The 12,568-nt window shown below is 59.2% G+C and carries 12 protein-coding genes and 1 pseudogene; 9 read left to right on the top strand and 4 right to left on the bottom strand.

What is annotated here, in order from left to right:
- Positions 1 to 127: 127 nt before the first annotated feature.
- Together RMS03_RS08205 and RMS03_RS08200 are read left to right on the top strand one after the other, a co-directional pair.
- A pseudogene (locus RMS03_RS08205) lies at positions 128 to 1,099 on the top strand (glycosyltransferase family 9 protein).
- Positions 1,100 to 3,418, top strand: coding sequence for a GtrA family protein (locus RMS03_RS08200; RefSeq protein ID WP_310626587.1), 2,319 nt, complete (start codon positions 1,100 to 1,102; stop codon positions 3,416 to 3,418).
- On the opposite strand, the gene RMS03_RS08195 is transcribed toward RMS03_RS08200, so the two are convergent.
- Positions 3,415 to 4,038 (bottom strand): hypothetical protein, encoded by a 624-nt coding sequence (locus RMS03_RS08195; RefSeq protein WP_310626586.1) that lies wholly within the window; start codon positions 4,036 to 4,038, stop codon positions 3,415 to 3,417. The two genes, RMS03_RS08200 and RMS03_RS08195, sit on opposite strands and share 4 nt — an antisense overlap.
- Complete coding sequence (locus RMS03_RS08190; RefSeq protein WP_310626585.1) at positions 4,035 to 5,252, bottom strand: sialidase family protein; 1,218 nt, start codon at positions 5,250 to 5,252, stop codon at positions 4,035 to 4,037. Before RMS03_RS08190 ends, RMS03_RS08195 begins: the two co-directional genes overlap by 4 nt.
- Positions 5,253 to 5,327: 75 nt before the next feature.
- On the opposite strand from RMS03_RS08190, the gene RMS03_RS08185 reads away from it, so the two are divergent.
- The 3 genes from RMS03_RS08185 to RMS03_RS08175 are packed head-to-tail and all read left to right on the top strand — an operon-like array spanning position 5,328 to position 8,230.
- Positions 5,328 to 6,242 (top strand): complex I NDUFA9 subunit family protein, encoded by a 915-nt coding sequence (locus RMS03_RS08185; protein WP_310626584.1) that lies wholly within the window; start codon positions 5,328 to 5,330, stop codon positions 6,240 to 6,242.
- Between the two features lie 11 nt (positions 6,243 to 6,253).
- Entirely contained in the window at positions 6,254 to 6,955 is a 702-nt protein-coding gene (locus RMS03_RS08180; RefSeq protein WP_310626583.1) for a glutathione S-transferase family protein, read from the top strand.
- Between the two features lie 54 nt (positions 6,956 to 7,009).
- Positions 7,010 to 8,230, top strand: coding sequence for a multifunctional CCA addition/repair protein (locus RMS03_RS08175; protein ID WP_310626582.1), 1,221 nt, complete (start codon positions 7,010 to 7,012; stop codon positions 8,228 to 8,230).
- Positions 8,231 to 8,372: 142 nt separating this feature from the next.
- On the opposite strand, the gene RMS03_RS08170 is transcribed toward RMS03_RS08175, so the two are convergent.
- The gene (locus RMS03_RS08170) at positions 8,373 to 8,567 is read right to left on the bottom strand and encodes a DUF2905 domain-containing protein (protein WP_310626581.1); all 195 of its coding nucleotides are present in this window, start codon (positions 8,565 to 8,567) and stop codon (positions 8,373 to 8,375) included.
- Positions 8,568 to 8,576: 9 nt separating this feature from the next.
- On the bottom strand, positions 8,577 to 9,743 hold the full coding sequence (locus RMS03_RS08165) for an SAM-dependent methyltransferase (protein ID WP_310626580.1): 1,167 nt from the start codon (positions 9,741 to 9,743) through the stop codon (positions 8,577 to 8,579).
- A gap of 58 nt (positions 9,744 to 9,801) precedes the next feature.
- On the opposite strand from RMS03_RS08165, the gene RMS03_RS08160 reads away from it, so the two are divergent.
- The 4 genes from RMS03_RS08160 to ttcA are packed head-to-tail and all read left to right on the top strand — an operon-like array spanning position 9,802 to position 12,298.
- Complete coding sequence (locus RMS03_RS08160; RefSeq protein ID WP_310626579.1) at positions 9,802 to 10,620, top strand: SDR family oxidoreductase; 819 nt, start codon at positions 9,802 to 9,804, stop codon at positions 10,618 to 10,620.
- Positions 10,617 to 11,006: a dihydroneopterin aldolase gene (locus RMS03_RS08155; RefSeq protein ID WP_310626578.1), complete on the top strand. Its 390-nt coding sequence runs from the start codon at positions 10,617 to 10,619 to the stop codon at positions 11,004 to 11,006. Before RMS03_RS08160 ends, RMS03_RS08155 begins: the two co-directional genes overlap by 4 nt.
- A gap of 1 nt (position 11,007) precedes the next feature.
- Positions 11,008 to 11,376, top strand: coding sequence for a dihydroneopterin aldolase (locus RMS03_RS08150; protein WP_310626577.1), 369 nt, complete (start codon positions 11,008 to 11,010; stop codon positions 11,374 to 11,376).
- Between the two features lie 4 nt (positions 11,377 to 11,380).
- On the top strand, positions 11,381 to 12,298 hold the full coding sequence (gene ttcA / locus RMS03_RS08145) for a tRNA 2-thiocytidine(32) synthetase TtcA (protein ID WP_310626576.1): 918 nt from the start codon (positions 11,381 to 11,383) through the stop codon (positions 12,296 to 12,298).
- Positions 12,299 to 12,568 lie beyond the last annotated feature (270 nt).

The following is a 12,568-nucleotide window of genomic DNA, read 5'->3' as shown; positions in this document are numbered from 1 at the left end:
TTTGGTATCGTTCTTCTCGGCTGAGGTGCTTGTACATTGGGCAACTTCGACTTGGCTGTTAAAGCGGCCATGATGCTCTCGCATCCTCAGCCACCTATAACCAGTTCATCTTTGTTGCACTTCGTCCTTGAATCCGCCTTCTTTGAACGATGCCTCACTCGGCACCTTGCTGCATGGCCTGTGGCACACCACGCGCACGCTGCGTGCGTTGCAACTAGATGGCGTGATCGACTGCAAACTGTTCTCGCGCATCAGCGCCTTGCTCAGCTACGCCTGCGGTGCCCGGGTGCGCGTGGGCTTTACCGCGCACACGCAAGAGGGGTTGTATCGCGGCAGCTTCATCAACGCGCCCTTGCCCTACAACACCTACCAACACATCAGCTTGCAATTTATCGGCTTGGCCAAAGTGATGGAGGAGGCGCTGACGTGGACCCGCGCACAACTGAGCGACGCCACACGACGACCCCTCAACCGATTCTTGTTGCCCAGCATCCAACGCAGCTTGCCGCAATTGCCTGTAGATGCAACGGATGCACAGGCCTTTCAAGACCGCTTGCGCACCGACTTTGCCGACTTCATGGACAACGCCAAACGCGTGTTGTTGTATGTGAGTGGTGGTGCATTGCCTATCCGTGCCTGGCCCGAAGACAGCTACATCGCGTTGGCCAAAACCTTGATCGCCAACGGTTGTGCCGTCGGCGTGATTGGCTTGCCCGAGGACACCCCGCAAGCGCAACGCGTGCTGCATGCGGTGGGCAACCCAAGCTGCATTGGCCTGACGGGCTACACGCGCAACCTGCGCGAGTAGCTCATGCTGTTTCACAACGCGGAGTTGTTGGTCACCAACGATGGTGGCCCCAGCCACTTTGCCAGCCTCACACCGATCGATGTGATCGCCTTCTTCGGCCCCGAGACAGGCCGCCTCTATGGCCCCATCAGTGAACGCGCCACCGTGCTGGAGTCGGGCATGGCTTGCTCGCCTTGTTTAACGGCTTATAACCACCGCGACAGTTTTTGCGATGGTGACAACCAGTGCCTCAAAGTGATCACCGTGGGTGAGGTTGAAAAACTGGTGCTGCACAAATTGCAGCTCATTTAAATGACCACACACACCTCGGCTGATCGCAGCCCTTCCTTTGTACAAACCATGTTGGCGCGTTGGCGCTACATCAAGTTTGGCTTGGTCGGGGCCAGCGGCACGGTGGTGAACTTGGTCGTGTTGTATGTGTGCCAAGAGTTTTTGCTGGCCTCTATCGCATCCAGCGGGCAACGTCTGTATGCCTCGCTGGCCATTGCCATCGTGCTGGCCACCGTCAACAACTTTGCGTGGAACCGCCTGTGGACTTGGCGTGACCGCCATGCCGAGTTTCATGGCGGCATCACCACACAGTTGGTGCGCTATGGCCTCGCCTCGTGGCTGGGCACCAGTGTGCAATACATCATGACGCTGTGGTTGGCGCAACACGTGCACTACCTGCTGGGCAATGTGCTGGCGATTGTGCTGGCCAGTGTCATCAACTACTTTGCCAACGACTGGTGTACCTTCAAAGGCAACCCGCGTGAGGTGTCGGATGACAAACACACCCAACGCAACCAAAGCATCACGCTAGGCTTGCTGGTGTTGGCAATGTTGGTTTACATGTTTGACCTTGGCGGTGAAAACATCCCGCGCAACGGCGACGAGCTGGTCTACACCCACATCGCGTTCAAGACCTGGCTGCAAGCACAAAGCACAGGCGCGTGGCTACCCCTAGCCTCTGACCTCGACCACATGCGCAACACCAAACCACCGCTGCTGTTTTGGCAAGCCATGGTGGTGCCGTGGCTGGGCTTGGAGTGGCAGCTGCTGTGGTTACGTGTACCAAGCTTGCTCTACACCTTCGCCAACACCGCACTGGTGGTGTGGGCCGCACGTGCCTTGGCGATGGACTGGCTGCATCACAAAACAGAACCCGCACCTTTCCCAAAAGTGCTCAACGCCAACACCTTAGGTCTGATCGCGGGTTTGATTTTTCTGGGGTGCTTTAGCACCTACCGCTATGGCCGGCCCTACCTGACCAGTGCGATTGAAACCTTCTGGATGAACTTGCCCTTTTGGTGGCTGCTGTGCCAAGTGCTGCGCGCACGCCGTCACACCAAGAGCGATGTCACGCACGACGCCACATTTCAACCCACCCACAGTTTGTTTGTGGTGGCAGGCATCAGCTGGGGCATGGTGGCTTGGTACAAATCGTTTGTGCTGATCGCGCCCTTGGCCGCCACGCTGTTTCTGAGCCTGTGCTGGCTCAACCACCGCGCTTGGCGCACATGGTTTGTGCGCGTGGGCATCAGCACTGCATTTGCGCTGGGCGTGTTCGCCTTGTGGTTCGCGCTTGACCCCGACCCGATGGGTGTGTGGCGCGAGTTTGTGGTGGGCGAGAACTGGGGCAAAGTCAGTGCCGGCGGCCCCAGCTATTGGCACACCGCCTTGGTGGGTGGCTTCAGCATTTGGGTGCAGGCTTTGGGCTTATTGCAAAACGGGGCCATGCTGGGGCCGCTCATCTTTGGCGTGGCCATTTGGGGATTGTTTCAAATGCGCCCCGTTTGGCGTGCACGTCTACAAGGCGTGGTGCACCCACAAGCGGTGCTGTGGATGTATGTGCTGCTGCTCAGCGTGTTCTTTATGGTGCCCAGCCAACGCTCGGCCCGCTACCTGATCCCACTCATGCCGGTGATGAGTGTGTTGTGCGCCCTCTGGCTGTGGCGCTTGCCACCGTGGGCTCAACGCACGGCCATGGGGCTGGGGACGGTGCTCAGCTTGTTGGGGTTGGGCTTCTTAGGTTTGTTCTTGTGGGCGGGCTGGCGCATTGACCTCTACCCCCTGTGGGGCCGTCTCGGGCTGCTGCTGATCTTGGCCTTGCAAGTGTTGGCCTTGTTGCTCTTGTTTGGCACGCTGTTGTCACGCGCCGGGGGGCAGACCTTGCAAGCGAGCTGGATTTGGTTGCTGGGCTTGATCCTCAGTCTGTTTGCTTGGTTTGGCATGCTGTGTGCGCCGCTGCACACCGCATCCAACACCTATGCGCCCGAGGTGGTGGCGCACATGCAAGGCGCCACACTCGCCACGCCGAGCAACTTCAATGGCGACTTTGAACGTTGGCGTTTTTTGATCACCGGCGTGGGCCGCATCACGCCCTACATGGACCACGAACCCAACACAGACGCCGACATTGCGCAACGCCTGCAAACCTTTGATGCCGTGGTGGTGCACCGCTATTGGAACGAGCCCGCACCCGACTGCGCCAAAGCCCACTGCCAACTCTTGGCACAACGCATGGGGCTGCGTGGCCGCCATTCAGCGGGCGAGATCAACCTTCAGAGTTTGCAAATCCCCGAACGTGTGCTGTTCTGGCGTGAGTACTTGTTGGTGAAGCAGCCTTAAGCCCCGCGTGACGCACGCCATGTGCGCCACAGCTGCACATGCAAGGCCAGCCAGACAAAGGGGTCGAGCAAAGCATCCCACACATTGCCCGTGGGCAAACGCAGCAGCACATACAAGGTCAGCACCGCCACGGCACTCAGTACCCAACGCGGGGGCACTTTCTGCCACAGCAACACAGCTGCGGTGACCAGCACCACCAACCATAAAGCCACGGCTTCAAAACCCAGCGCATAAAGCTGGAGATTCAAGAACGCAGGCCAGCAGTTCAAGGTATCCACCACCAAGACCCAGCCCAGCAACACGCCGAGCAACGCAACTAGCGTGGGGGGGGTGACCTTCGGCGAACGCGACTGAATCACATCCGCCCAACACCCAAGTGCCCAAGCCACGCACACCAAGCTAGGGGTTTGCAGCGCCAGCGCCAAGTAGCCCGACAACACATCGGTACGTGGCAACAACATGAGCACCGCTACCACAGCCGCAGGCCACACCGTAGGCTTGTAGCCGTAGGTCAGGCGCAGCAGCACCGCCGACATCACACAAGCCCAAGACAGCTTCACCCACACAGACAAAAACACCGCTTGCGGCAACACGGCGTGGGTCATGTCAGTCCAGCTCATGACGCGCTCCTTGTGGGGGCCACCGAGCAACTCGGCCGCATCTGTTTGAACGCAATTGCTTGGCGCATGTGGGTGTAGCTCAACCACACATCGGGTAATGTGAATGGCGCGACCAGGCCCTGGGGCACTTCAATCAAGGTGGGGTAAGAGTACTCATCCGCCTTCACACCGTCGACCAAGGTGCGCGTGGTCCACGACAGCGGTTGATTGGCCGAGGTGCTCAGCAGCAACACCTCACGCCCACGATCGGCGGGGTTGTGCGCCAACATCACGCCGCCCGTCGACAGGCGCAAAGCGGCAATCGACGCCCCAGGGTTGGAGAGTGCCAAGTTGCCCGCATCTTGCCAATGTGCGCCTGCATCGAAAGTTTCGGTGTGCGCCACCATTTCTGTCGGGCTGTAATCGCGCATGAAGGCCGACCAGTGCGTGGGCGAGTGCGCCACCAAGGTGGGCTGCAACACCTCGCGCCGTTGCGTGATGCGAGTGATGCTTTGCATCTCGCCCTCGGCATTCAAGCGCACTGCCACGCCGTATTTGATGCCGATTTCAAAATACAAAGGCAGCACCGCACCGCCGTCAGCCAATGACAAGGGCACGGTGCGCACCAAGGTGCTGGTGTTGAACGCGGGCACCAAGGCCGTCAGCGGCAAGGTCCGCACGACCTTGAACTGCATAGGCGCTTGCTCGCGCAAATGCACCACGCGTGACGCCGCCCAGCCGCCCAAGCCTGTGGCCACCACAAATAAATGCAAGCGTCCTGTAGCGTCAGCCCACGCCACGGGGTTGCCGATGCGACGGATTTGAATGCCAAGGTCATGGCCCACGGTGTGGCGGTTCACCACCCACTGCGGCGCATCCCATGCGTTACGCGTGCGGTCAAAGGTCGATGATGCAATTTGCACATCTGCGCCGCTCTCGCGCGTACCTGCAAACCAAAAAGCGGCCAGGGCTTTGTCTGTGTGCAGGGGATGGGCCTGTGGCAACGCCACCAAGCTGCTGGCATGGGCCGCAGGCACGCCCTCAGGCATGGGGATCAGCCCTTCGCGCACCACGCGGTAGTCGGTACAGGCGGAGAGAGGGGGTGCGCTAGGGCTGTCAGTAGGGATCACGGCCATCACCGGCCCCGCACTGGCGCTGGACTGCCAACGCCAAGCCACATCACACAAAGTCACACAAAGCAACAGTGCAAAGCCAAGGCGTGTGGGTGTCTTCATGCAAAAATTCTAACCAGTCCACCTACGCTTTCCTTGGCTCCCCACACAACGCCTCAATCACACGACAGTCCCATCATGCAACCCAACACAGTCAAAAAAATTCTCATCCTCGGCGGCAGCGGCTTTGTCGGCCGCCATGTGTGTTCGCGCCTGAGTTTGCAGCATCACCAAATCACCGTTCCCACACGACGCCTGCCTGCACGTCACATCCAAATGATGCCCAGTGTGTCTGTGGTGCAAGCCGATGTGCATGACCCCCAGCAACTTCAAGCCTTGGTGCACGGCCATGATGTGGTCATCAACTTGGTCGCCATCTTGCATGGCACAGAAGAAGAGTTCAACCACGCCCACGTCACCCTGCCGGCCAACCTAGCGCGTGCCTGCCATGCCGAGCACGTGACGCGTTTGATTCACATCAGCGCCCTCGGCGCCGATGTGCATGGTCCCTCCATGTACCAACGTAGCAAAGCACGCGGCGAATTGGCGCTGCTGTCTGCTGCGCAAAGAACACCGCTGGGCTTGACCCTGCTGCGCCCCAGCGTGATCTTCGGCAAGGACGACCCGTTCATCAACCTGTTTGCCAAACTGCAAAAGATATTTCCAGTCATGCCGATCGCGGGTGCCCAGACACGCTTTCAACCCGTGTGGGTACATGATGTGGCACAAGCCATCGTGCATTGCGTCAACACCACCAGCACCGAAGGTCTTACCTATGAGCTATGCGGCCCCGATGTGATGACCCTCGCCGAGTTGGTGCAACTCGCAGGCCGGTGGGTAGGCAAGCAACGCCCAGTCTTACCCCTGCCCTACGCCATCGGGTGGCTGCAAGCGCTGCTCATGGAATGGGCGCCCGGCCCCACCTTGATGAGCCGCGACAACTTGGACTCGATGAAAGTCAACAACATCGCCAGCGGCAAACTGCAAGGCTTGCGGGTCTTGGGCGTTGCGGAGCCCAAATCGGTCAAACGGTTGTTTGTCGCTGGCCACTGAGGGACTGAGACATGACACGTACGCTTTACATCGGCAATAAAAACTATTCTTCATGGTCCATGCGCCCTTGGGTGCTGATGACGCAAGTCGGCATTCCATTCACCGAGCAACGCGTGCGTTTTGACAGCTTTGAGGCCGACTCCCACTTCAAGCAAGCCCTACTTGGTATCAACCCCGTCGGTAAGGTGCCGGCTCTGGTCGAACCTGCGTTGGGCACACAGGCCGCCATCTGGGATAGCTTGGCCATTTGCGAATACCTGGCTGAAAGCTACCCCGATCTCCACCTCTGGCCCGTAGACAAAGCGGCCCGTGCGCGTGCTCGCAGCGTGTGTGCCGAGATGCATTCGGGCTTGGGCCAACTCCGCTCTCATTTCCCGATGAACATTGAAGCCCACCTGCCCGATGTCGGCGCACGTTTGTTGCAAGAGCAAGCGGGTTTGCGTACTGACCTCCAGCGCGTTGTCCAGATGTGGCAAAGCGCACTCGCGCACAGCAACGGCCCCATGCTGTTTGGCGCGTTCAGCATTGCAGATGCGTTCTTCGCCCCTGTGTGCATGCGCCTTCGCAGCTACGCAACCCCCTTGCCCGCAGACATACAAGCGTATGTGGACCGTGTGGTGGCCCTGCCCAGCGTGGCACGCTGGATACGCGAAGCGCTTGCTGAAAAAGACTTCCTCCCGTTTGAAGAGCCCTATCGTCAGGCGCCTACGTAAGTGGTCAAACGCCCGCGTGAAGGGCTCGGCACAGGCACGTTTTACACTGTGCGCATGAAGACTTATCTCGTTGGCGGCGCAGTGCGCGATAGCCTCATGGGCCACGCGGGGTCTGACCGCGACTGGGTGGTGGTGGGCGGCACACCGGAGGCGTTGGTGGCGCAAGGCTATCAGCCTGTGGGCCGTGACTTCCCCGTGTTCTTGCATTCGCAGACGCACGAGGAATATGCGTTGGCCCGCACCGAGCGCAAAACTGCACGCGGCTACCATGGCTTTGCTGTACACGCCGCGCCTGATGTGACGCTGGAGCAAGACTTGGCGCGGCGCGACTTGACCGTCAACGCCATTGCGCAAGACGAGCACGGCCAGCGCACCGACCCTTTTGGTGGCGCGCGCGACATTGCCGCCAAAGTGCTGCGCCACGTCACCGACGCCTTCCGTGAAGACCCTGTGCGCATCTTGCGCGTGGCCCGTTTTGCGGCACGCTTCCCCGACTTCACGGTGGCCCCCGAGACCATGGCCTTGATGCGTGCGATGGTGGCCGAGGGTGAAGTCGATGCGCTGGTGAGCGAACGCGTGTGGCAAGAACTGTCTCGTGGTTTGATGACCACCCAGCCTTCGCGCATGTTGCAAGTGCTGCGCGAATGCGGCGCTTTACAGCGCTTGCTACCGGAGGTAGACAAACTCTACGGCGTACCGCAACGCGCCGAGTACCACCCCGAAATCGACACCGGCATTCACCTAGAAATGGTACTCGACGCATCAGCGCGTATGAACGCTCCACTGGAAGTGCGCTTCGCCTGCCTGTGCCACGACCTCGGCAAAGGCAGCACACCCGCTGATGTATTGCCGCGCCACATCGGCCATGAGCAGCGCAGTGAACAACTCACCCGCGCTTTGTGCGAGCGTTGGCGCGTGCCGGTGGAATGCAAAGAGTTGGCCGAGTTGGTGGCGCGTGAACACGGCAACATCCACCAAAGTGATGGCTTCGCCGCAGCGGCGGTGCTGCGCTTGCTGGTGCGCTGTGATGCCCTGCGTCGTCCCGCGCGGTTCTTGCTGGCTTTGCAAGCATGTGCGTGCGATGCGCGTGGACGACTGGGCAAAGAGGACGAGGCTTATACGCAAGGGCCTCGTTTGGCTTTGTTGCTCAAAGCGGCGCAGTCGGTGGACAGTACGGCAGTGAGTGCGCAAGCTTTGCGAGACGGGCTCAAGGGGCCCGCGGTGGGCGCGCGTTTGAATGCAGCGCGGCTGGCGGCGATGTCTACCGTGCTTTGAGCTTGGGCTTGCAGGCCTTCAATGACTCGCGCTCTTTTGATGGAACATCGCCTTTAAGTTCAACGCAAAGAAGCGACTGGGCCGGCGTTGGTGTAGCGCAGGTAAACCCCGCACCGCTTGACACAGAAGGGAAGTTCACAAACTACAGAATCTTAGAAACCGCAGCGCACACCAAGCTGAGGATGATGGTGGAAGCCAGTGGAATAAAAATCTCGCGTCCAAACAGCTTGAAGCGAATATCCCCAGGCAAACGCCCAAAGCCCAACTTCTGAAGCCAAGGCGTCACCGCGTTGATCAGCAACAACGCCAAGAAAACAACAATCAGCCAACGTGTCATGTGGAATACCTACAGCGTGTGGGTGCGGTCACCCTGTGCGAAGCCCATGGGCTCCCACTCGGCGGTGCCCAAGGCGATGACTTTGAACAGCTCGCCCATTTCGTGCTCGGTGATGAGTTTTTGCGCCATGCTTTTTTCATCAAGTGGCGCATCCACCAAAGGCGGCAACAAGCCGCAGTTGATCAAAAAGTGCGCTTGGCTGGTGTAGCCCAACACGTTGAGCCCTGCGTCTTGCGCGGCCAAGGCCACGCCCGTGAAGTTGACGTGTGCGGTGATATCTTTGCGGCCCACATCGACCAACGGGTCTGAGTCAGCCTTGTGCAACTGATGGCACATCAAGGTGCCCATGCTGCGCTGAGGGTGGAAGTATTCGTGCTCGGGGAAACCGTAGTCAATCAAAAAAGCGGCGCCGCCTTTGCCCATGGCGGCCTCGCCTGCTTTGAATCGATCGGCCAAGGTGGCGACAAAGGCTTCGGCTTGGCTGTGAATTTCGGTCAGGTAGTCGTGCTCGCCCTCGATCTCCACCGGAGGACGCAGGTCCGTCACGCGGTCTTGCCATTGCAGGGGTGAAGTTGTTCCCGCGCCGTCTGCACCCGCACGGATGGGCGCCGTCGCATGCCACACCACCCCACGTTCATGCCATACACCGCCTTTGCGCACCAACAGTTGCACGGGCATGGCGTCGAGCACCTCGTTGCCCACCACCACGCCGCTGAGTTGCTCGGGCAGGGCATCGACCCACCGCACTTGGTGGGCGTGGGCTTTGAGCGTGTCTTGCTGACGTTCGCGCAAGCTGCCGGACAAATCGACGATGGTGTAGCGCTTGACGCTGTCGCCCAAGCGCTCCAGCAGCTGCAAGGCCAAAGCACCCGAACCCGCACCAAACTCCCACACCTCATCGGTGCCTGTGACGTGCAGGGCTTGGGCTACTTGGTGGGCCAAGGTGCGCCCAAAGTGTGTGGACATTTCAGGGGCGGTGGCAAAGTCGCTGCCGCTCTCGGACGAGAGGCCAAACTTGCGCAGGCTGTTGGCGTAATAGCCCATGCCGGAGGCGTAGAGAGCCAGTGCCATGAAGCGGTCAAAGCCCAGCCAGCCGCCTGCGTTGGCGATGCTGCGCTGAATCAGGGTATACAAAGCCTGTTGGCCCGGGTCGTTGGATAATTGGGGGAACGTCATTGGGTGCAGATCGTAACTCGACCCAAACCTTCTCTTTCCATCACAGGCACCTCACACCATGCGCTCTTGGGCACTCATCACTGGCGGCAGCGTTCGCTTAGGTCGCGAAATCGGCCTCGCCTTTGCGCGCGCAGGCTGGAATGTAGCTTGCCACTACAACCGCTCCGAGACGCAAGCCCACGCCTTGTGCGCTGAACTGCGTGGCTTGGGAGTCGACGCCTTGGCCGTGCAAGGCGACTTAGAAGACGCGGCCAGTTGCCAAAGCTTGTTCGACACCACGGTGGCCATCACGGGCACTGCGTTGCAATGCGTGGTGAACAACGCCTCGCTGTTTGTGCCAGATGCAGGCATCGACTTCGACGATGCACAGGCCTTGGCTCAAATCAAGGTCAACCTCATGGCGCCGATGCGTTTTGGCAAATGGATGGCCGCGTTACACGCACCAGCCACCGCACAAGAGGCCTCTGCCAACGAAGGCACCTTCAGCGGACACCCCAAACCAAGCGTCATCCATGTGTTGGACCAAAAGGTGTTCAACCTCAACCCCGATTATTTTTCGTACACGCTGTCCAAACTCGCGTTGGAGCGCGCGGTCAGCCTGCAAGCCCAGTCGCTGGCACCCGCATTGCGCGTGAATGCGGTCGCACCTGGCCTGATGTACTTGAGCGGGCCACAAACCCAAGGCAACTTCAGCCGTGCCGCAAGCGCCAACTTGCTGCGCCAGCCCATCCACCCCGCCGACGTGGCCAGCAGCGTGGTGTTCTTGGCGGGTAACGCCAGCATCACTGGCACCACGGTGCGCGTGGACAACGGTCAACATTTGGTACCACTCGCACGGGATGTGATGTTTGTGGTCGAGGAGCTTTTTAAATCATGAACGACCAACTTTTACGCAACTGCCGCCGCTTGTTCTTGCGCGGCCTCACCGTGCAAGCGCACATCGGCATCCACGACTTCGAACTGCATGCGACGCAACGCATCATCATCGATGTGGATTTGTATGTGTCGTTTGCGGGCACCAACCCCAAAGACGACCGCATCGACGAAGTGGTGGACTACGACTTTGTCCGCGCTGTGGTGCACGCGCGCGTGGCCAAAGGTCACATCAACTTGCAAGAGACGCTGTGCGACGACATCCTCACGCACTTGCTAGAGCACACCGGCGTGATGGCCGCACGGGTGTCCACCCGCAAGCCCGATGTTTACCCGGACTGTGAAGCGGTGGGCGTCGAAGTGTTTCGCGCCAAGCCTGGAGTGATGTGAGATGGCAAGCAAAGGCACACAAATTCTCAACCTCACGGGTCTGCGCTTTAATGCCAATCTCGGCATCTTGGAGCACGAGAAGATTGACCCGCAACCCATTCAAGTGGATGCAGAGATCAACCTTGGCACGCAGCCCCTGCTGCCGCACGACGATGACATTTGCCATGTGTTGGACTACCGCAAGGTACGCCAAATCATCATCAGCGAATGCACGGCAGAGCATGTCAATTTGCTTGAAACACTGATTGGCAAACTGGCCCACCGCCTCATGCAACTGCCGGGCGTGTTGGGCGTGCGCGTGAAAATCGCCAAGCTTGAAATTTTTGACGATTGCGAAGTGGCCATTCGCATGGAAACAGGACAGTGGTAAACCTATGACGACAACTATCGAAAAAGACCAGCACAAAGACCCCAACAAGCAAATCAAAATCGAGCACGAGAACCACAAGCTCGAAAAGCGCCTGTGCCGCCAAGTCGGTCAAGCCATCGTCGACTACAACATGATCGAAGAAGGCGACAAGATCATGGTGTGCATGTCCGGCGGCAAAGACAGCTACGCCATGCTCGATATCTTGCTCATGATGCAGCAGCGCGCACCCATCCGTTTTGAGTTGATCGCCGTCAACCTCGACCAAAAGCAACCGGGCTTCCCCGCCGAGGTGTTGCCTAAGTACTTGGCGCAAGTGGGCGTGAAATTTCGCATCGAAACGCAGGACACTTATTCCATCGTGAAAGAAAAAATTGCCGAAGGCAAAACCATGTGTAGCTTGTGCTCGCGCTTGCGTCGCGGCATTTTGTACCGTGTGGCGGGCGAGTTGGGCTGCAACAAAATCGCGCTGGGCCACCACCGCGACGACATCTTGCAAACTTTCTTCTTGAACATGTTCTTCGGCGGCAAGCTCAAAGCCATGCCACCCAAACTGGTGAGCGATGGCGGCGACCACATGGTGATTCGCCCCTTGGCTTACGTGGCCGAGAAAGACCTCGAACGCTGGGCCAAAGTGCGCCAGTTCCCCATCATCCCGTGCACCCTGTGCGGCAGCCAAGACGGGCTACAACGCCAAGTGGTGGGCGAGATGCTGCGCGAGTGGGAGAAGAAGCACCCGGGCCGCATTGAGAACATGTTTGCCGCGCTGCAAAACGTGGTGCCTTCGCATTTGATGGACCACACGAAGTTTGATTTCAAGTCGTTGGTGACAACGGGTGTGGCGTCAGAGGATGGGGACAAGGCGTTTGACCATGAGGAATTTCCGATGGCATCGTTGCCTGGGATGCAGGTGGTGTCGCTTTAACTTTTTGAGCTCTGTTTGTGCTGAGCTCGCTTCGGAGAGGGACTTCGGGCAGGTTCCTCATGCTGGAGTACCAGAAATCGTCACCTGCCCCAAGCCCCTCCCCGAAGTCTGCGTCCGACGTTGCTTCGCTCGTCTGGTTGCGCGCAGACGTGTTTGCGACTGAAAAGGTTGTGCGACTCGAAATTGACACGTGCGCCATGACTGAGTGATGTTGCACTCGCAACGAACCCCCAAAGCGTTGCGTACATGGGGTGTGGCGGCTGACGATTT

It is taken from the genome of Limnohabitans sp. (assembly GCF_031538885.1).
Lineage (GTDB): Bacteria > Pseudomonadota > Gammaproteobacteria > Burkholderiales > Burkholderiaceae_C > Limnohabitans.
Note: the sequence above shows the minus strand (reverse complement) of the source record. Positions and strands in the feature narration are given on the sequence as shown.

What these genes read in the sequence shown, in the direction of transcription:
- RMS03_RS08195 (WP_310626586.1), bottom strand. Translation starts at nt 4,038, where the DNA reads ATGAGCTGGACTGACATGACCCACGCCGTGTTGCCGCAAGCGGTGTTT.
- RMS03_RS08175 (WP_310626582.1), top strand. Translation starts at nt 7,010, where the DNA reads ATGAAGACTTATCTCGTTGGCGGCGCAGTGCGCGATAGCCTCATGGGC.
- RMS03_RS08155 (WP_310626578.1), top strand. Translation starts at nt 10,617, where the DNA reads ATGAACGACCAACTTTTACGCAACTGCCGCCGCTTGTTCTTGCGCGGC.
- RMS03_RS08165 (WP_310626580.1), bottom strand. Translation starts at nt 9,743, where the DNA reads ATGACGTTCCCCCAATTATCCAACGACCCGGGCCAACAGGCTTTGTAT.
- RMS03_RS08180 (WP_310626583.1), top strand. Translation starts at nt 6,254, where the DNA reads ATGACACGTACGCTTTACATCGGCAATAAAAACTATTCTTCATGGTCC.
- RMS03_RS08190 (WP_310626585.1), bottom strand. Translation starts at nt 5,252, where the DNA reads ATGAAGACACCCACACGCCTTGGCTTTGCACTGTTGCTTTGTGTGACT.
- RMS03_RS08170 (WP_310626581.1), bottom strand. Translation starts at nt 8,567, where the DNA reads ATGACACGTTGGCTGATTGTTGTTTTCTTGGCGTTGTTGCTGATCAAC.
- RMS03_RS08185 (WP_310626584.1), top strand. Translation starts at nt 5,328, where the DNA reads ATGCAACCCAACACAGTCAAAAAAATTCTCATCCTCGGCGGCAGCGGC.
- RMS03_RS08200 (WP_310626587.1), top strand. Translation starts at nt 1,100, where the DNA reads ATGACCACACACACCTCGGCTGATCGCAGCCCTTCCTTTGTACAAACC.
- ttcA (WP_310626576.1), top strand. Translation starts at nt 11,381, where the DNA reads ATGACGACAACTATCGAAAAAGACCAGCACAAAGACCCCAACAAGCAA.
- RMS03_RS08150 (WP_310626577.1), top strand. Translation starts at nt 11,008, where the DNA reads ATGGCAAGCAAAGGCACACAAATTCTCAACCTCACGGGTCTGCGCTTT.
- RMS03_RS08160 (WP_310626579.1), top strand. Translation starts at nt 9,802, where the DNA reads ATGCGCTCTTGGGCACTCATCACTGGCGGCAGCGTTCGCTTAGGTCGC.